The following is a 17,168-nucleotide window of genomic DNA, read 5'->3' on the forward strand; positions in this document are numbered from 1 at the left end:
CCGGACTCAACTCCCGGGGCACCGGCCGCGTTACCTAGGCATGGAGCACGTATGAATGACGACTTCGGCGCCTTCGTCGCGACGAGCGGCCCGCGACTGCTCTGCTTCGCCGTACTGATCACCGGGCAGCGGGCGGACGCCGAGGACCTGTTGCAGGAGGTGCTGGAGCAGGCGTACCCGCGCTGGCACGTGGTCCGGCAACGGCAGCCGGAGGCCTACCTGCGTCGCGCCATGACCAACCGGTTGGTCAGCCGGTGGCGCTCCCCGTGGAACCGACGTCGGGTCGCTGGTCTTCCGGAGGCGGTGCCGCAGCAGGATGAGATGACCCGGGTCGACGACCGGGAGTTGCTGCTGACGGCGCTGCGGGAGCTTCCACCGCGGATGCGGGCGGTGGTGGTGGTCCGGTACTGGCTCGGTTTCTCCGAGGCGGAGGCTGCCGCCGAACTGGATTGTTCGGTGGGCTCGGTGAAGAGCCAGGCTTCGCGTGGTCTGCGCCGCCTGCGGGCCCGACTGGAGGCGGCCGGTGTTCCCCCACTCGACCTCGACCTCGCGGAGGAGAACCATGCGTGACAACGAGGTGGCGGCCCTGCTCGACCACGCCGTCGCGACAGTGGAGCTGCCACCCGGTCTCGCCCAACGGGTCGTCACGAGAAGCCGGGCGCGTCGCCGTCGGCGTCTGCTGCTCTCGGGCGGCACGGTGGCCGTGGTGGTCGCCGCCGGGGCACTGCTGCTCCCGCAACTGGGACCGGCCGGTCGCGGTGGCGGCAGCGAGGGCGGGGGCACCGCGTCGAGCGCGGCTGCCGACGTCCCGACCGGGATCGTCGGTTCCGACGGTCGACCGGTGACGCAGGCGCAGGTCGTCGCCGTCGGCCGGATCGGGACGGAGACGCTGGTGCTGCTGCGACGGGAGCCGCGCGTCGAGGAGCGGTCCGCCGGGGGACAGGCGGCCGAGGTGCTGATCACCCCGGACGGGGGCGGTCCGCGCCGGTTGCTCGACTACCTCTCGTACGACCTGGCCTGCGTCGATGGTGACGCGGTCTGCGCAGCCGTCCGATCCACCGGCAGCGGGCTGGGCGTGGCCGTGGCCCGGCGCTCCGGCGGTCGGCTCTACGTCCTGGTCCAGGCTCCGCAGGGGCGTACCGTCGAGGTCGTCGCCGACGGCGTGTCGCATCCCCTCGGCGCGGCACCGCGCGGCGCGGTGGCCGAGGTGGTCGCCGCCGAGCCGTACGACGAGGTGCAGGTCTGGGCGAGCACCGCCGACGGCCAGCGCTACCGGATCCCGTGGGCTCCCGGGGCGGTGCTCACCGACTGAGGTCTTACGGGCGGGCGTGGCGGAGCATCAGGACGCCGTCGTCGGAGGCGAGCACGTGGCGCAGTGGCAGGTGCCGGGGCGGTGCGGTGTCGCCGGCGGTGATCCGGCCGGGGCCGGGCCCGGCCAGCAGCGGCGAGACGGTGAGGCACAGCTCGTCCACCAGGTCGGCGGCGGTGAGCGCGCCGAACAGGTGCGGACCGCCCTCGCAGAGCAGTTGGGTGAGCCCGCGGCGGTGCAGCTCGGCGAGACCGGCGGCCAGGTCGACCCGCTCGGCGCCGCAGCGAAGCACGTCGGCGACGTCGGTGAGACCGGACGGGGGATCGGCGTCGGCGTGGGTGAGCACCACCGGGCGGGTCGGCGCGTCGGCGAAGGCGGCCTGCGCCGGGTCCAGGTCGAGGGAGTTCGAGACGACCACCAGCGTCGGGTACTCCGCCAGCCCGTTGGCCAGACGCCAGGCTCGGCGGCGCTCGTCGAGCCGGACCGCCCGGTACTTCTCGTGGCGCAGTGTGCCGGCGGCCACCACCAGCGCGTCGCAGACCATCCGCAGCAGGCCGAACACCCGCTTGTCCGGCTCGCCGGAGAGCCCGGCCGAGTAACCGTCCACGGTCACCGCGCCGTCCAGGCTGGCCACGAAGTTCACCCGCAGTCGGGGCTCGTCGGCGCGGCCGTAGAGGGCGGTCAGCGTGTCGTCGTCGAGCGGCTGCGTCGACGGCTCGGGCCAGAGCCGTCGGATCGGAATTCCGACGGTCATTCGTCGGCCGGACCGGTGACCGGAGGGGTGGGTTCGGCGGTACGGTGCTGGCAGTCGCACCAGTTCCGGCCCGGGCAGTCGTCGTGTCGCCGGGCCCGGCACGCTCGGCAGATCATGCTCGCAGCCTAAGCCGCGGGAGGACAGGACAGCATGGCGCGTCAGATCTTCCAGCTGAAGATGTCCCTCGCCGGCACCCGCCCGCCGGTCTGGCGCCGGGTTCTCGTGCCGGCCGGCTACACGCTGGATCGGCTGCACCGGGTGGTGCAGCACGCGATGGGTTGGCGGGACTGCCACCTGCACTCGTTCGAGATCGACGCGGTGCAGTACGGCGAGCCGGACGCGGACGGGGAGTTGGGGTTGCACGACGAGCTGGACGTGCGGCTCGACGCGGTGCTCGGCAAGGGCAGCCGGTTCTCCTACACGTACGACTTCGGCGACTGGTGGGAGCACGACCTGGTCGTGGAGGACGCGTTGACGGCCGACCCCGACGAGCGGTACCCGGTCTGCGTGGCCGGGGAGCGGGCCTGCCCGCCGGAGGGTGTCGGCGGGTCGTTGGGCTACCAGGCGCTCCTGGAAGCCGTGGACGACGAGAGCGACACGGCCGACCTCGTCAGCTCCCGCCACGCGATGCTGCGGGACTGGGCGGGTCCGACCTTCGACCCGTCCCGCTTCGACCCCACCCGCGCGACCACGCTCCTGCGCCACTTCTGCTGATCACACCGCCCACCCCACCCACCCCACCCCTGCCGCGCCCCGACCGAGCGTTGTCGATCAAGAGGTTTGCGTCAGCTGGGCTCCGCTTTCTGACCGAAACTTCTTGATCACCCCGGTGGGGCGGGGGGTGTGGTTGGGGTTGGTGCGGGGGGAGTGGTCAGGGGTAACGATCTGGGAACGCTCCCAACGTCCTATTGACACTCCCGTTACCCGCCGGCAATCTCATGGGAGCGCTCCCGGAGGTGGCATGGGTCACTCACGCATCCCCGGCCTGGCGCGATGAGACACCCCCACCACAACCACCCAGCCTCACCACCGGAAAGAGGGGTCAGCGCATGAGTGTCACCACGCGGCGTACCCGCCTGGCGGCCGCTGCCCTGGCCGCGATCACCGCAATCGGCGGACTCGCGGCCTGCGGCAACGACGACGACAAGCCAGCGGCCGGCGAGAAGCCCGCCAAGTTGGTCGTCGACACCTTCGGCGAGATGGGCTACGACGATCTCGTCAAGCAGTACGAGAAGGACACCGGCATCAAGGTCGAGCTGCGCAAGACCGCGCAGCTCGGTGAGTACCGGCCGAAGCTGGTCCGCTACCTGGCCACCGGCAAGGGCGCGGCGGACGTCACCGCCCTGGAAGAGGGCATCCTCAACGAGTTCAAGCCCAACGCGCGTAACTGGGCCGACCTCACTCCGCTGGTCGCCGACCACTCGAAGGAATACCTGCCCTGGAAGTGGGAGCTGGGCAAGGCGCCGGACGGTCGACTGATCGGCCTGCCGACCGACGTCGGCAGCCTCGCCGTCTGCTACCGCAAGGACCTGTTCCAGGCGGCCGGCCTGCCCACCGAGCGTGACCAGGTGTCGGCGCTCTGGCCGGACTGGAAGGGCTTCCACGACGCCGGTCTGAAGTACAAGCAGGGCAGCGGCGGCAAGGCGTTCATCGACTCGATCACCGCCGTCTCCAACGGTGTGCTCTTCCAGGGCAACGGTGACCTGTTCTACGACAAGGAAGACAACATCATCGCGGACACCAGCCCCGCGGTGAAGAACGCCTGGGACACCGCCACCTCGATGGCGGACATCTCCGCCAAGGCGTCCACCTGGTCGCCGGAGTGGTCGGGTGGCTTCAAGCAGGGCACCTTCGCTGCCACCTTCTGCCCGTCGTGGATGCTCGGCATCGTGTCGGACAACTCCGGTCCGGCCAACAAGGGCAAGTGGGATGTCGCGTCCGTGCCGGGCGGCGGCGGTAACTGGGGCGGCTCGTGGCTCGCGGTTCCGGCGCAGAGCAAGTACCCGAACGAGGCGGCGAAGCTCGCCGAGTACCTGACCAACGCGAAGAGCCAGGTCGAGGCGTTCAAGCTCAAGGGCCCGCTGCCCACGAACCTGGAGGCGCTGAAGAACGAGGCGTTCATCAGCTACACCAACGAGTACTTCAGCAACGCGCCGACCGGCAAGATCTTCGGCGAGAGCGTCGCCAAGATCCAGCCGACCCACCTGGGCCCGAAGCACCAGGCGGTGAAGGAGAACGCGCTCGAGCCGGCTCTGCGGGCGTTCGAGAACGGGCAGGCCGACAAGGCGAAGGCCTGGGAGCAGTTCACGAAGGACGCAAAGACTCAGGGTGCCTTCTGAGTGATTCCCTGCCGGTGGCGTTCGGGGCTTCCCGGACGCCACCGGCCGGTCCCCTCCGCGTAGCGCCCTGCGCGAGGGCCCCCGGGCCTCGCCGGAAAAGGAAATTCGCATGAGCCTGTCGGCCACGACGGCACGGCCGTCGCCAGCAGCACCGCCTTCTCCCGACGTCGATCGCCAACGTCGACGGGGAAGGTTACTCAACCGCCTCGATGTGAAGTACTCGCCGTACCTCTACATCGCTCCGTTCTTCCTGATCTTCGGTGTGTTCGGGCTGTACCCGATGGTGCGTACCGCCTGGATGTCGCTGCACGACTGGGACATGATCGGCGACCACTCGTTCATCGGCTTCGACAACTACACCCGGCTGGTGTCCGACGAGTACTTCTGGAACGCGCTGGTCAACACGTTCGGCATCTTCGCCCTGTCGACCATCCCGCAGTTGTTGCTCGCCCTCTTCCTGGCGAACCTGCTCAACCGGACCCTCCTGCGCGCCAAGACCTTCTTCCGGATGGCCATCTTCATGCCGAACGTGGTGTCGGTGGCCGCGGTCGCGATCGTCTTCGGGATGCTGTTCCAACGGGAGTTCGGTCTGTTCAACTGGCTGCTCAGCTTCGTCGGTGTCGACCCGGTCGACTGGGACGGGCACCGGTGGAGTTCCTGGACGGCCATCTCCTCCATGGTCAACTGGCGGTGGACCGGGTACAACACCCTGATCCTGCTCGCTGGCATGCAGGCGATCCCGAAGGACCTCTACGAGGCCGCGGAGATCGACGGCGCCGGCCCGTGGCGACAGTTCTGGCAGATCACCCTGCCGATGCTCAAGCCCACCTTCATCTTCGTGGTCATCCTGTCCACGATCGGCGGCATGCAGCTCTTCACCGAGCCCCTGCTCTTCGGTAACGGCAACATCATCGGCGGCAACCAGCGGGAGTTCCAGACGCTGGCCATGTACATGTACGAGATGGGCATCGTGAACCTGAACACCGCCGGCTACGGAGCCGCGATCGCGTGGGCGATCTTCATGATCATCATCGTGGTGTCGCTGTTCAACTTCCTACTCGTCCGCCGCTCGGCGAAGTGAGGAGAGATCGATGATCTCGGCTTCCCAGCGCCTGTGGCGCACCAGCCCGCTGACCTACCTGGCGCTCGTCCTGGCGGCACTGCTGTCGATCTACCCGTTCTACTACATGCTGGTGATCGGCAGCCGCAGCCTGGACAACATCAACGACGTGCCGCCGCCGCTGACCCCCGGTGGCGCGTTCGGTGACAACTTCCAGCGGGTGCTCGACAACGACGCGGCCAACTTCCTCACCGGCATGATGAACTCGATCATCGTCTCCTCGGTGGTCACCCTGTCGGTGGTGCTCACCGGTTCGCTGGCCGGGTTCGCCTTCGCCAAGCTGAAGTTCCGCGGCAGCAACGCCCTCCTGCTGGCGATCATCGTCACCATGATGATCCCGACCCAGATGGGGCTCATCCCGCTCTGGGGCATGATGCAGGACCTGGGGTGGTACGACACCCTCTACGCGGTCACCGTGCCGTTCCTGGTCACCGCCTTCGGCGTGTTCATGATGCGGCAGTACGCCAGCCAGGCGATCTCCGACGAGCTGATCGAGGCCGGTCGCGTCGACGGAGCCAGCACGTTCCGGATCTACTGGAGCATCGTGCTGCCCGCGCTGCGTCCCGCCGCCGGCGTGCTCGGTCTGCTGACCTTCATGGAGACCTGGAACTCGTTCCTCTGGCCGTACGCCATCCTCACCCCGGAGAACCCGACCCTCCAGGTCTCGCTCTCCTTCCTCTCGTACGCCTACTACACCGACTATTCCCAGGTGTTCGCCGCGACGGCGATCGGCACCATCCCCCTGGTAATCGTCTTTCTCGTGTTCGGCCGCCAGATCATCGGCGGGATCATGGAAGGTGCCGTCAAGTCGTGAGCAACCCCGCCAGCCCACCCGCCGTCGACGTCCTCGACGAGCGTCCCGGGCTGACCTTTCCACCCGGATTCCTCTGGGGGGCCGCGACGGCGGCATACCAGATCGAGGGGGCGGCAGCCGTGGACGGCCGCACCCCGTCGATCTGGGACACCTTCAGCCACACCGACGGCCGCGTCCTCTCCGGGCACACCGGCGATGTGGCGTGCGACCACTACCACCGCCTCGGCGAGGACGTCGCGCTGATGGCCGAGCTGGGCCTCAAGTCGTACCGTTTCTCGGTCTCCTGGTCCCGGGTGCAGCCCGGCGGCGTCGGCGCGGCCAACCCGCAGGGCCTGGACTTCTACCGGCGACTCGTGGACGAGCTGCTGGCCAACGGCATCGAGCCGTGGCTCACCCTCTACCACTGGGATCTGCCGCAGCCGCTCGAAGACGCCGGCGGTTGGCCGGCCCGGGACACCGCGGCCCGCTTCGCCGACTACACCACCCTGATGGCCGACGCGCTCGGTGACCGGGTGCGCTACTGGACCACGCTGAACGAGCCGTGGTGCTCGGCGTTCCTCGGCTACGGCTCCGGCGTGCACGCCCCCGGCCGCACCGACGGAGCGGACGCGGTGCGCGCCGGCCACCACCTGATGCTCGGTCACGGCCTGGCCGTGCAGGCACTGCGGGCCTCCCGGCCGGGCGCCGAGGTGGGCGTGACAGTCAACCTCTACCCGGTCGACCCGGCCAGCGACAGCCCCGCCGACGTGGACGCGGCGCGGCGTATCGACGGTTTGGCCAACCGGTTCTTCCTGGACCCGCTGCTGCGGGGGTCGTACCCGGAGGACCTGGTGGCCGACCTCAGCACGGTGACCGACTTCGAGCACGTGCACGACGGCGACCTGGCGACCATCTCCACGCCGCTGGACCTGGTCGGGGTCAACTACTACAGCCGGCACGTGGTCGCCGCGCCGGTCGAGGGCGTGGAGGCCGACCCGGCCCCCTCGTGCTGGCCGGGCAGCGAGGACGTCCGGTTCGTCACCCGTGGCGTTCCGGTCACGGACATGGGCTGGGAGATCGACGCCCCGGGTCTGACCGAGACGCTGCGCCGGGTGCACGACTACACCGAGCTGCCCCTGTACGTCACCGAAAACGGCTCCGCGTTCGTCGACTCGATGGTCGACGGGCAGGTCGACGACGTCGATCGGCTGGCCTACTTCGATGCCCACCTGCGCGCCGCCCACGAGGCGATCGACGCCGGAGTGCCTCTGCGGGGATACTTTGCCTGGTCGCTGATGGATAATTTCGAATGGGCCTGGGGTTACACCAAGCGGTTCGGCATGATCCACGTCGACTACGACAGTCAGGTCCGCACCCCCAAGTCCAGCGCCAAGTGGTACGCCTCGGTGATCCGGCGCAACGGTCTGGCCGCACAATAGGCTCGGGCCAGCCATCAGGACGGCCCCGGCGTCCACCTCCCGCAGGTGGCGCCGGGTCCGCCCGCCGTCGGAGGAGCACACGATGACAACGCAGCGCACCCGGTCGCTCGGGCGCCCGACCCTCGACGCGGTCGCGGCGCGTGCCGGCGTCGGTCGGGGCACAGTCTCCCGCGTGGTCAACGGCTCGCCCCAGGTCAGCCCGGAGGCCCGGGCCGCGGTCCAGCAGGCCATCGCAGAGCTGGGGTACGTGCCGAACCGGGCCGCCCGTGCGCTCGTCACCCAGCGGACCGACTCCGTCGCGTTGGTGGTGTCCGAATCCGGCGAGCGGGTCTTCACCGAGCCGTTCTTCGCCTCCATCGTGCGGGGGATCAGCTCCGGGCTGCTGGAGACGCCGATGCAGCTCTGGCTGGCCATGGCCCAGTCGCCGGTGGAACGGGAGCGCGTCGAGCACCACCTCACCAACCAGCACGTCGACGGCGTACTGCTGCTGTCGTTGCACGACTCCGACCCGCTGCCGACGCTGCTGGAGGAGCGCGGCCTGCCCGCCGTGCTCGGCGGTCGGCCCGCCCGGATGCTGCAACCCGGCGCCCAACCGGCCTGGTTTGTCGACGTGGACAACGTTGGCGGGGCCCGGCAGGCGGTGGAGTACCTGGCGAGACAGGGCCGGCGGCGCGTCGCCACCATCGCCGGTCCGCAGGACATGGGTGCCGGGCTGGCCCGTCTGGCTGGCTACACCGATGCGGTCAAGGCCACCGGCGCCAGCGTCAATCCCGACCTGATCGCGTACGGCGACTTCAGCGAGGGCAGCGGCGCTGCCGGAATGCGCCGACTGCTGGATGTCTGCCCGGACCTGGACGCGGTCTTCGTCGCGTCCGACCTCATGGCGTTCGGCGCGCTGCGTACCCTGCGGGAGGCCGGCCGGCGTGTGCCCGAGGACGTCGCGGTGATCGGCTTCGACGACGCGACCATCGCCCGACAGGCTGAGCCGCCGCTGACCACTGTCTTCCAGCCGGTGGAGGAGATGGGCCGGCAGATGGCCCGCCTGCTGGTGGCCCGGATCCGTGGCGAGGAGCTACCCGCCTCCCACATCCTCCTGGACACCCAACTGATCCACCGAGCCTCCGCCTAACCCCACCCCCCACTCCCCTCAGCGCCCCGCGCCCACCGTGTGTCGATCATGGGGTTGGCCTGGACATTTCCGGCATTCCAGCCCGTCAACCTCATGATCACGAAGGCTGGCGGGGAAGATCGCGCTCGATCCTGGATGTAGTGGCCTTCGGGCGAGCGCACACCACTACATCCAGGATCGGGCGCGATCTTGGGGTGTGGTGGCGTGCGGGCGCGGGACGTGCGGGTGTCGTGGGCGCAGTGCAGGGGCGGCGCGAGCGCGGGGCGGGGCGGGGTGTGGGCGGGGTTACGGGGCCCAGCGGCGTAGTTCGCGCTTGGCCAGGGAGTTGCGGTGCACCTCGTCGGGCCCGTCGGCAAGGCGCAGGGTGCGGGTCTGCGCCCAGAGGGCGGCCAGTGGCGTGTCCTGGCTGACGCCGGCGCCGCCGTACCCCTGAATAGCCTTGTCGATCACCCACTCCGCCATCGCCGGCGTGCCGATCTTGATGGCCTGGATCTCGGTGTGTGCGCCCTTGTTGCCGACGGTGTCCATCAGCCAGGCAGTCTTGAGCACCAGCAGCCGGGCCTGCTCGATGCGGACCCGGGACTCGGCGATCCACTCCCGGACCACGCCCTGCTCGGCCAGCGGTCGGCCGAACGCGATCCGTTCGTTGGCGCGGCGGCAGAGCAACTCAAGGGCGCGTTCGGCCATTCCGATCAATCGCATGCAGTGGTGGATCCGGCCCGGCCCGAGCCGGGCCTGGGCGATGGCGAAGCCGGTGCCCTCGGCACCGATCAGGTTCTCCGCTGAAACCCGGACGTCGGTGAAGTCGATCTCGGCGTGCCCGCCGTGCGAACCGTCGGTGTAGCCGAAGACGGTCATGCCCCGGCGCACTGTCACCCCGGGGGTGTCCCGGGGGACCAGCACCATGCTCTGCTGGCGGTGCCGGTCAGCGGTGGGGTCGGTCTTGCCCATGACGATGAAGATCTCGCAGCGCGGGTCCATGGCCCCGGACGACCACCACTTTCGTCCGTTGATCACGTACTCGTCGCCGTCGCGGGTGATCCGGGTGGCGATGTTGGTGGCGTCGGAGGAGGCGACATCCGGCTCGGTCATGCAGAAGGCCGAGCGGATCTCGCCCTCCAGCAGCGGCATCAGCCAGCGCTGTTGCTGCGCCTCCGAACCGAACTCGGCCAGCAACTCCATGTTGCCGGTGTCCGGTGCCGCGCAGTTGACCGCCTCCGGCGCGAGGTGCGGGCTGCGCCCGGTCAGCTCGGCCAGGGGGGCGTACTGGAGGTTGGTCAGGCCGGCGCCGTAACGCGGGTCGGGCAGGAAGAGGTTCCACAGGCCGCGCTTGCGGGCCTCCGTCTTCAGTTCGGCCAACACCGGGGTACGCGTCCACGGGTCCCCGGCGGCCACCTGTTCGGCGTGCACGGCCTCGGCCGGGTAGACGTGCTCGGTCAGGAACCGGGTCAGCTCGGCGCGCAGCTCTTCGGTCCGGCTGTCGTATGAGAAGTCCATCACCGCTCCCTGGCGGCGGTCAGTCCGTGCGCGACCAGCGGTGCCACCATTTCGCCGATCCGGTCGAAGCCCTCGCCGAGCGTCTGCCCGAGCGTGTGGCGGTAGTGGATGCCCTCGCAGATGACCGCGAGCTTGAAACAGCCCAGCGCCACGTGCCAGTGCAGCGGCCCGACGTCGACATCGCTGCGGCCGGCGTACCTGTCGATCAGCTCGCTGCCGGTGGGGAAGCCGGCGCGCGGGCCGAGCCCGTCGGCGACGGGGTTGCCCGCGGCGGTGTCGCTGCCACCGAGCACGTCCCAGTAGGTCAGCAGCAGTCCCAGGTCGGCGAGGGGGTCGCCGAGGGTGGCCATCTCCCAGTCGAGCACCGCGTGCACGGCCACCGGGTCGGCCGAGGCGAGAAGGTTGTCCAGCCGGTAGTCGCCGTGCACGATCCGGCCGGCGTTCGCGCCCTCCGGTGCGGTCGCCGCGAGCAGGTCACGCAACTCGTCGATGCCGGGCAGCGGCCGGCTGCGGGAGCGGTCGAACTGCCCGGACCAGCGGCGGACCTGCCGGGCGAGGTAGCCATCGGGGCGGCCGAAGTCAGCCAACCCCACGCTCGACGGGTCGACGCTGTGCAGTGCCGCGAGGGTGTCCATCATTGCCATGGCGAGTGCGCGGCGGCGCTCGTCGCCCAGCGGGTCGGTCTGCGCGCGGGTGCGGAACACCTCGCCGGGCATCCGCTCCATGAGGTAGAACGGCGCGCCGATCACCTCGGGGTCGGTGCAGAGCAGCAGCGCGCCCGGCACCGGCACCTCGGTCGGCGCCAGCGCCGAGATGACCCGGAACTCGCGCGCCATGTCGTGCGCGGTCGCCAGCACGTGGCCCAGCGGGGGGCGGCGCAGCACCACCTCGCGGTCGCCGAGGCGCAGCAGGTAGGTGAGGTTGGACTTGCCGCCCGCGATCAACTGGGCCCGCAGCGGCCCGACGGCCAGCTCGGGTCGGTGCTGTGCCAGATGGTCGGCGAGACGGTCAAGGGCCAGCCCCGCTGGGGAGACGGCCGTGGCCTCCGGCCGTGACTCGTCGACGGCCGGATCGCTCATCGGACTAGTTGATGGCAGCCCGCTCACGTTGTCAAGGTCAGAATTTCCGCTTGGGACATGCCCTTGCAACAGGGACGAAATGGTCAACTACCAGGCTGTGGTCAGCCTGCCGGTCGCTTCTCTGCCGGCCCGCCGAGCGGAGGGACAGACATGTTGCTGCGAGTTCGGGTCACCCTGCCGGACCGTCCGGGCACCCTCGGTCAGGTCGCCCGCACCTTGGGCGTCTCCGGGGCGGACATCGTCCAGGTGGTGGTCCTCGAACGGCTCGGCGGGCGCGCGGTGGACGACTTCACTGTCGTCTGGCCGGGTGCGGCGCGGGTGGAGCGGCTGCTGGCTGGCCTCGCGGCGATACCGGGGGTGCGGGTGGACGGTGTGTGGCGGGCGATCGGCGCGCCCACCACCACCGGCCAGGACGCGGAGCTGTTGGCCCAGGTCGCGGCAAACCCGGCCGACGGGTTGGCCACCCTGGTCGACGCGGTGCCGGGGCTGCTGGCCGCCGACTGGGCAGTGGCCGCCGTGGTGCCGGTCGACTGGGCCTCGCGCAGCGGGGGCGGCGGGGCGACGGTGGGGCAGGCGAGCTGGCGTACCCCCGTGCCCCTGCGGTTGCCGGAGGTGACCCCGCTGCGCGGCCGGTCGATGACCACGCCCGACGGCACTCACCACGCGATCGCGCCGTTCGGCCGGGCGGGTCTGGTGCTGGTCGTGGCCCGGAACCACACCGAGACCCTCTGCGCCGCCGCGTTCCACAGCACCGAGGTGGACCGGCTCAGCCAGCTCGTCCGGGCCAGCACGGTGATCCTCGGTGACCGGCTGGACCTGGTGGGCGCGCCCCCGGTCAGCGCCAATCCCTGAGCCGCCACCGGTCGGGTCTCGGCGGCTCGCGGGCCCCGAGCCTGTTGATCTAGTCTCTCCGGAATGGACTCTGCTTTCGACGGATATCGTTGGGAGGCGGCCCGCGGTGGCTCGATCCCGGCGGGCGCGGTACCGCACGGGTACGAGGAGGACCAGCCCTTGTGGGTGTGCCGCGTCCGGATGCACGGCGGCGTGCACCCGGGCCAGGTCCGTCCGGCCTTGGGCGCGGCCCGGACCACCTGGGCCGGCGAGGTGGTCCGTGTCGACGAGTACGAGGTGCTGATGGACCGCGGCGTCTGGGGCATCGCGTCCGGTGGCTCGGTGCCCGCGGACGCGGTGCCGGCGGGCCGCGAGAGTGACGGCGAACCGCTCTACGTCGCCCGGGCGGCGGTCGCGCCGGGCGCCCTGCGCATCGGCAAGGTGCGGCGGGCCTTTCGCGCCGCCAACATCGGTTACGACGACGCCGAGCGTACCGCCCGGTCCTACGAGGTGCTGCTGCGGCCGCCGGCTGCGGCGCCGGCGAGCGGGCAGAGGACCGGGATCCAGATGAACCCCACCTACGCCGACTTCGGCACCGAGCCGCCCCGCGTCGGGAACGTCACCATCACCGGCGTCGACCGTTCCTCGGCCGCCGGCGACCACCTGGCCATCGATGCCGGCGGGTCGGTCGAGCTGGAGTTCGACGTGCCCGACCCGGCCGTCGTCGGCGAGGCCTGCGTCGCCATCCGGGCGCTCGCGTCGATGCTCTCCCGGGCGCCCGGGTACGCCCCGCTCACCGTTTTCCTCAACGGCAGGCCGCTGGCCAACCGGCTGCGGATCCCCAACGGCGGTGGGCTCCCGCAACGGTTGGTCTTCGCGGTGCTGGCCGAGGAGTTGACGGCCGGCCGGAACACGCTGCGCATTGAGAGCGGTGTCGACGCCCGCAGCTCGCTGTGGCTGTACCGGGTGACGATCGACCCGATGCACGCACACGACCAGGCGGGACTGGCCCTCGAACGGCAGGCGATCGCCGAGCCGGTGCTGCGGTACGCCAGCGACGCCGGCGACATCACCATCTTCGTCGACCGCAGCGAGCAGGCCGTCCTCGAACAGGTGGCCTGGGCCGACGAGTCCGGCGCCGAGTACGCGATCACGTTCGAGAAGCAACAGCGGGCCTTCTACGGCTGGCGGCGGCAGCCGGGTGCAGAGCCGACGGAGTTCCGCGGCCGGCTGACCGAGCGCGGCACCGTCGCCAAGGAGGCGTGGCGCTTCGAGACCGAGGCGGGCTGGGCCGGTGGCTGGCACCGCTCGGGTGACCTGCTCCTCGCGGTGGAGGTGCGCGGCTGCCCGGTCACCCGGTTGGCCTGGCGGGACCTGCGTGGCAACAACGGCACTGTCGCCTTCGACGGCGGGGGGTTCCTGGGCACCTACCAGCGGGTCGGGGAGGGCCCCATCGGCTACCGCGGCCGTTTCGCGTAGCGGCGGACCCGGTGACCCGCCGCGCGGGGTCGACCTCCTGAGCGCAACCCGTCACCGCCGGGCAATCGGGCGGCAACAGCGGGGGACGAGGGTGGTACCCGGGGAAGGGAGCCAACCATGACGTTGTGGCGGATCCGAGCGACGGTGGACGACCGGCCGGGTTACCTGTCGGTGCTCACGGCCAGTCTTGCGCTGCGCGGGGTCAACATCCTCACCGTGCAGGTGCAACCCACCGAGCAGGGCGCGGTGGACGACTTCCTGGTCGACGCGCCGGACGCGCTCGACGAGGCTGGGCTGATCGCCGCTGTCGAGCGGGGTCGGGGCCGGGACTGCTGGGTGGCGCGCAGCGAGGCGCGTGGTCTGGCCGACCAGCCCACCCGGGTGCTCGGGCTGGCCAACCGGTTGGTGCGTGACCCGGACGCGACGGGCGAGGCGTTGCGGACGCTGCTCGCCGCCGACGTCGTCAGCTGGCGACCGGCGTCGGTCGGCGGCGAACGGGGGATCACCGGGGCGAGCATGCTGTTGGCGGACCCGGCGGGCGGTTCGTTCGCGCTGCGCCGGGCCGCGCCCGACTTCACCCCGGCGGAGTACGCGCGGGCGCAGGCCCTCGTCGAGCTGGCCGCCACTGTGGCGCGCCGGGCCGCCGAACAGGTGACAGTGGTGCTGCCCGACGGCGCGGAGGTGGCCGTCCGGCCGGCGAGCGCCCACGATCTGCCCGGCGTGGTGGAGCTGCACGAGGCGTGCTCGCCGCGTAGCCGGCAGCGGCGTTACCTGGGCGGGGCGGCGCTGCCGCAGCCGGCCCGCCTGCGTCGACTGCTGGAGCCGAGCCGAGGGCTGACGCTGATCGCCAGCACCACCGGCTCCGACGGCGCGGCCGAGTCGGTGGTCGCGATGGCGAACCTGCTTGGCGAGGGCGACGAGGCGGAGGTGGCGCTGCTGGTGCGCGACGACTGGCAGCGGCGTGGGCTCGGCTCGGCGTTGCTGCGCCGGGTGGTTCAGCACGCCGACCGGTCCGGGTACGCGGCGCTGGTGCTGCACGTGCAGGCCACCAACGACCCGATGCTGCGGACGCTGCACCGGCTGGGCCGGCCCACCGTTGTGGAACGCGACGGCGGGCTGCTCACCCTCACCGTCGCGCTCTCTGTCCCCACCGGGGCGGACCGGACGGGCGCGTTCGCCTAGGGCCCGGCTCAGGGCCCGGGCGGCTCGCGGCGGCCCGAGACGCAGAACCGGTTGCCCTCCGGGTCGGCGAGCACCACGTACGGCGGCTCCGTCGGGTGTGGGTCGGTGGGGTAGTGCCGCCAGTCGACGATCCGCGCGCCGAGGGCGAGCAGCCGGTCGAGTTCCTCGTCGAGGGGTCGGTCTCCGGCGTCCAGGTCCAGGTGGAGCCGGGGGAACTCCCGCACGGGGCTCTCGCTGAGGTCCATCGCGAGGGCTGAGCCCGACACCCCGGGCGGCGGCTCCAGCACGATCCACTCGTCGCCGGTGAATCGGGGCTCGCGGCGACGGTAGCCGAGGGCCGCGGCCCAGAACGTTCCGGCCCGTTCGGCGTCGGACACGCCCAGGGAGAGCTGTGCGATCAATGCCATCTCCCGACGGTACGTGGTGACGAGAGCCCCTTGTGCGCGGCGAGCCTCCACAAGGGGCCCGGTCGTCAGGTGCTGGGGTAGCTGCTGTAGTCGGGGAAGTTGCCGTAGAGCCGGCTGTCTCCGCCGACGGTGACGGCCTGCACCAGCAGGTCGCCGCCGACGAACGCGCCCTTCCAGGAGGCACCCCGGCCGCCGAACGGTTCGTCGCGGTCACCGCGTGAGCGCGGCTTGTTGATGCCCACCTTGAACGCCTGAAGGTCCACGGCGAGCTTGCCGGCCTCGTCGGTGTCGTCGCAGGCGAGTGAGGCCACCAGCGCGCCGTTGGAGGCGTTCATCGCGGCCAGCAGCTCGTCGGTGGTGTCCACCACGACGATCGTGTCGACCGGACCGAACGGCTCGGCGTGCATCAGTCGGGACCGTCCGGGCGGGGCGAGCAGCACCGACGGCGCCACGTACGCCGAGGTGTCCTGCCCGGGCAGGAACGGCGCGCCGGCGAGTTTGCCCCGGTGCAGGGGGATCGCGCCGCCACGGACGGCCTCGTCGACGGTACGGCGGAGCTCGTCGGCCTTGGTGGCGCTGATCAGCGGACCGAAGTCCAGCTCGGGCAGCGGGTCACCGGCGGCCCAGTCGTCACCGACGGCGAGCGGGTGACCGAAGCGGACGGAGCGGACGACCGGCAGGTACATGTCGAGGAACTCGTCGACGAGGTCGCGCTGCACCACGAACCGGGGGTACGCGGTGCAGCGCTGCTTGCCGTACTCGAAGCCCTTCCTGAGGTGCGTGGCGAGCAGGTCCCACTGGGAGAAGTTCCAGATGCCCCAGGCGTTGAGGCCCTCCTGCTCGATGAAGTGCCGCTTGTCGCTGTCGAGCAGAGCGGCGGCCACCTTGCCGCCGTTGGAACGGCCGCCGACGAATGCCACAGCGCCGATCTCGGGTGCCCGGACCAGCACCTCGGACAGTTCCGCGCCGCTGCCGGAGACGAGCGTGGCGGGCAGTCCGGCCCGGCGCATCAACGCGTGCGCGACGGTCAGGCACACCGCGCCGCCCTGGGACGGGGTCTTGGCGATGACCGCGTTGCCGGCCAGGAGCTGCACCAGTTCGGCGTGCACCAGCACGCTCATCGGATAGTTCCACGACGCGATGTTGCTGACCGGGCCGGGCAACGGCTCGCGGCCGTCGGCGAGCATCCGGTCGATCTCGCCCGCGTACCAGCGGACGCCGTCGAGCGCCCGGTCCACGTCGGCGCAGGCCAGCCGCCACGGCTTGCCGATCTCCCACACCAGCAGCAGGGCGAGCAGGTCGCGGTGGGCGGTGAGCGAGTCCAGGGCCTCGGCGACCCGGGCCCTGCGGTCGGCCAGCGGGGTCCGGGCCCAGGCCCGGTGCGCGGCGGCGGCGTGGGCGACCGCGGCGCGCGCGGTGGTCGCGTCGACCCGGGGCAGGTTGATGAGGACGGTGTTGTCCACCGGGGTGCGGACCGGGGCGGGCTGGCCGACCGCCCGCCATTCGCCCTCGACCAGGTTGTGCAGGGTGGTGACGCCGTCGACCTCGGGGCCGAACGCCTCCGGGGCGACGGTCACCGCGCGGGCCAGGATGTCGGCCCAGGCGGTGTCGTCGGCGAGTCGTTGTGCCATCGCTTCTCCTCAGGGTTGACCAGGGAGCGGCGGCGTCGACGGCACCGCTGGTGAGCGGTACTGTCTCGCGCTTCGTAGTGGGTCAGCAACAGTACGTTTGTCTGGCTGGTCGCCGGAGCGCTCGATCGGTGCCAAATCTATCGTGGACGCTCCCACCGTGAGCTGCGCAAACGTCTTTC

At 71.1% G+C, this 17,168-nt stretch carries 16 protein-coding genes; 11 read left to right on the top strand and 5 right to left on the bottom strand.

All coding sequences use genetic code 11. The features are described from left to right. Positions 1 to 51 precede the first annotated feature (51 nt). Together ACLQ3F_RS02370 and ACLQ3F_RS02375 are read left to right on the top strand one after the other, a co-directional pair. Positions 52 to 570 (top strand): SigE family RNA polymerase sigma factor, encoded by a 519-nt coding sequence (locus ACLQ3F_RS02370; RefSeq protein WP_425845536.1) that lies wholly within the window; start codon positions 52 to 54, stop codon positions 568 to 570. After that, positions 563 to 1,312 carry a hypothetical protein gene (locus ACLQ3F_RS02375; RefSeq protein ID WP_425845538.1) on the top strand — a complete coding sequence of 250 codons (750 nt, stop codon included), beginning with the start codon at positions 563 to 565 and terminating at the stop codon, positions 1,310 to 1,312. The genes ACLQ3F_RS02370 and ACLQ3F_RS02375 overlap by 8 nt, the downstream gene beginning before the upstream one ends. A 4-nt stretch (positions 1,313 to 1,316) precedes the next feature. Here ACLQ3F_RS02375 and ACLQ3F_RS02380 read toward each other — a convergent pair whose 3' ends face one another. Beyond that, on the bottom strand, positions 1,317 to 2,063 hold the full coding sequence (locus tag ACLQ3F_RS02380) for a pyrimidine reductase family protein (protein ID WP_425845541.1): 747 nt from the start codon (positions 2,061 to 2,063) through the stop codon (positions 1,317 to 1,319). Positions 2,064 to 2,213: 150 nt separating this feature from the next. Between ACLQ3F_RS02380 and ACLQ3F_RS02385 the strand changes: the two genes are divergently transcribed. The 6 genes from ACLQ3F_RS02385 to ACLQ3F_RS02410 all read left to right on the top strand — a co-directional run bounded on the left by ACLQ3F_RS02385 (position 2,214) and on the right by ACLQ3F_RS02410 (position 8,883). Then, the gene (locus ACLQ3F_RS02385) at positions 2,214 to 2,777 is read left to right on the top strand and encodes a plasmid pRiA4b ORF-3 family protein (RefSeq protein ID WP_357206984.1); all 564 of its coding nucleotides are present in this window, start codon (positions 2,214 to 2,216) and stop codon (positions 2,775 to 2,777) included. 335 nt (positions 2,778 to 3,112) lie between these two features. Then, positions 3,113 to 4,402 carry an ABC transporter substrate-binding protein gene (locus ACLQ3F_RS02390; RefSeq protein WP_357206986.1) on the top strand — a complete coding sequence of 430 codons (1,290 nt, stop codon included), beginning with the start codon at positions 3,113 to 3,115 and terminating at the stop codon, positions 4,400 to 4,402. Positions 4,403 to 4,511: 109 nt separating this feature from the next. Continuing rightward, positions 4,512 to 5,483, top strand: coding sequence for a carbohydrate ABC transporter permease (locus ACLQ3F_RS02395; RefSeq protein WP_387354863.1), 972 nt, complete (start codon positions 4,512 to 4,514; stop codon positions 5,481 to 5,483). Positions 5,484 to 5,493: 10 nt separating this feature from the next. Further along, the gene (locus ACLQ3F_RS02400; protein ID WP_357206990.1) at positions 5,494 to 6,336 is read left to right on the top strand and encodes a carbohydrate ABC transporter permease; all 843 of its coding nucleotides are present in this window, start codon (positions 5,494 to 5,496) and stop codon (positions 6,334 to 6,336) included. Then, a complete protein-coding gene (locus tag ACLQ3F_RS02405) occupies positions 6,333 to 7,754 on the top strand; it encodes a GH1 family beta-glucosidase (RefSeq protein ID WP_425845546.1) in 1,422 nt (473 codons plus the stop codon). Before ACLQ3F_RS02400 ends, ACLQ3F_RS02405 begins: the two co-directional genes overlap by 4 nt. 82 nt (positions 7,755 to 7,836) lie before the next feature. Further along, entirely contained in the window at positions 7,837 to 8,883 is a 1,047-nt protein-coding gene (locus tag ACLQ3F_RS02410) for a LacI family DNA-binding transcriptional regulator (protein ID WP_355009408.1), read from the top strand. Positions 8,884 to 9,168: 285 nt separating this feature from the next. On the opposite strand, the gene ACLQ3F_RS02415 is transcribed toward ACLQ3F_RS02410, so the two are convergent. Together ACLQ3F_RS02415 and ACLQ3F_RS02420 are read right to left on the bottom strand one after the other, a co-directional pair. Further along, complete coding sequence (locus tag ACLQ3F_RS02415; RefSeq protein ID WP_425845548.1) at positions 9,169 to 10,380, bottom strand: acyl-CoA dehydrogenase family protein; 1,212 nt, start codon at positions 10,378 to 10,380, stop codon at positions 9,169 to 9,171. Continuing rightward, positions 10,380 to 11,459, bottom strand: a complete 1,080-nt coding sequence (locus ACLQ3F_RS02420) for a phosphotransferase family protein (RefSeq protein WP_425845550.1) — start codon at positions 11,457 to 11,459, stop codon at positions 10,380 to 10,382. The genes ACLQ3F_RS02415 and ACLQ3F_RS02420 overlap by 1 nt, the downstream gene beginning before the upstream one ends. 150 nt (positions 11,460 to 11,609) lie before the next feature. Between ACLQ3F_RS02420 and ACLQ3F_RS02425 the strand changes: the two genes are divergently transcribed. From ACLQ3F_RS02425 to ACLQ3F_RS02435, 3 genes are all read left to right on the top strand, one after another. After that, positions 11,610 to 12,311 carry an amino acid-binding protein gene (locus ACLQ3F_RS02425; protein WP_425845553.1) on the top strand — a complete coding sequence of 234 codons (702 nt, stop codon included), beginning with the start codon at positions 11,610 to 11,612 and terminating at the stop codon, positions 12,309 to 12,311. 63 nt (positions 12,312 to 12,374) lie between these two features. Continuing rightward, the gene (locus ACLQ3F_RS02430; RefSeq protein WP_425845556.1) at positions 12,375 to 13,769 is read left to right on the top strand and encodes a DM9 repeat-containing protein; all 1,395 of its coding nucleotides are present in this window, start codon (positions 12,375 to 12,377) and stop codon (positions 13,767 to 13,769) included. Between the two features lie 117 nt (positions 13,770 to 13,886). Then, complete coding sequence (locus ACLQ3F_RS02435) at positions 13,887 to 14,951, top strand: GNAT family N-acetyltransferase (RefSeq protein ID WP_357205267.1); 1,065 nt, start codon at positions 13,887 to 13,889, stop codon at positions 14,949 to 14,951. A gap of 8 nt (positions 14,952 to 14,959) precedes the next feature. Here the strand turns inward: ACLQ3F_RS02435 and ACLQ3F_RS02440 are convergent, their stop codons facing one another. Together ACLQ3F_RS02440 and ACLQ3F_RS02445 are read right to left on the bottom strand one after the other, a co-directional pair. Next, positions 14,960 to 15,358, bottom strand: coding sequence for a VOC family protein (locus ACLQ3F_RS02440; protein ID WP_425845559.1), 399 nt, complete (start codon positions 15,356 to 15,358; stop codon positions 14,960 to 14,962). Positions 15,359 to 15,423: 65 nt separating this feature from the next. Then, a complete protein-coding gene (locus ACLQ3F_RS02445) occupies positions 15,424 to 16,989 on the bottom strand; it encodes an aldehyde dehydrogenase family protein (RefSeq protein ID WP_425845562.1) in 1,566 nt (521 codons plus the stop codon). Positions 16,990 to 17,168 lie beyond the last annotated feature (179 nt).

The organism is Micromonospora sp. DT15, from assembly GCF_049841475.1.
Lineage (GTDB): Bacteria > Actinomycetota > Actinomycetes > Mycobacteriales > Micromonosporaceae > Micromonospora.

Bases quoted from the DNA above. Each gene is read 5' to 3' on its own strand.
- ACLQ3F_RS02370 (WP_425845536.1), top strand. From the start codon at position 52: ATGAATGACGACTTCGGCGCCTTCGTCGCGACGAGCGGCCCGCGACTG.
- ACLQ3F_RS02375 (WP_425845538.1), top strand. From the start codon at position 563: ATGCGTGACAACGAGGTGGCGGCCCTGCTCGACCACGCCGTCGCGACA.
- ACLQ3F_RS02380 (WP_425845541.1), bottom strand. From the start codon at position 2,063: ATGACCGTCGGAATTCCGATCCGACGGCTCTGGCCCGAGCCGTCGACG.
- ACLQ3F_RS02385 (WP_357206984.1), top strand. From the start codon at position 2,214: ATGGCGCGTCAGATCTTCCAGCTGAAGATGTCCCTCGCCGGCACCCGC.
- ACLQ3F_RS02390 (WP_357206986.1), top strand. From the start codon at position 3,113: ATGAGTGTCACCACGCGGCGTACCCGCCTGGCGGCCGCTGCCCTGGCC.
- ACLQ3F_RS02395 (WP_387354863.1), top strand. From the start codon at position 4,512: ATGAGCCTGTCGGCCACGACGGCACGGCCGTCGCCAGCAGCACCGCCT.
- ACLQ3F_RS02400 (WP_357206990.1), top strand. From the start codon at position 5,494: ATGATCTCGGCTTCCCAGCGCCTGTGGCGCACCAGCCCGCTGACCTAC.
- ACLQ3F_RS02410 (WP_355009408.1), top strand. From the start codon at position 7,837: ATGACAACGCAGCGCACCCGGTCGCTCGGGCGCCCGACCCTCGACGCG.
- ACLQ3F_RS02415 (WP_425845548.1), bottom strand. From the start codon at position 10,380: ATGGACTTCTCATACGACAGCCGGACCGAAGAGCTGCGCGCCGAGCTG.
- ACLQ3F_RS02420 (WP_425845550.1), bottom strand. From the start codon at position 11,459: ATGAGCGATCCGGCCGTCGACGAGTCACGGCCGGAGGCCACGGCCGTC.
- ACLQ3F_RS02425 (WP_425845553.1), top strand. From the start codon at position 11,610: ATGTTGCTGCGAGTTCGGGTCACCCTGCCGGACCGTCCGGGCACCCTC.
- ACLQ3F_RS02430 (WP_425845556.1), top strand. From the start codon at position 12,375: ATGGACTCTGCTTTCGACGGATATCGTTGGGAGGCGGCCCGCGGTGGC.
- ACLQ3F_RS02435 (WP_357205267.1), top strand. From the start codon at position 13,887: ATGACGTTGTGGCGGATCCGAGCGACGGTGGACGACCGGCCGGGTTAC.
- ACLQ3F_RS02440 (WP_425845559.1), bottom strand. From the start codon at position 15,358: ATGGCATTGATCGCACAGCTCTCCCTGGGCGTGTCCGACGCCGAACGG.
- ACLQ3F_RS02445 (WP_425845562.1), bottom strand. From the start codon at position 16,989: ATGGCACAACGACTCGCCGACGACACCGCCTGGGCCGACATCCTGGCC.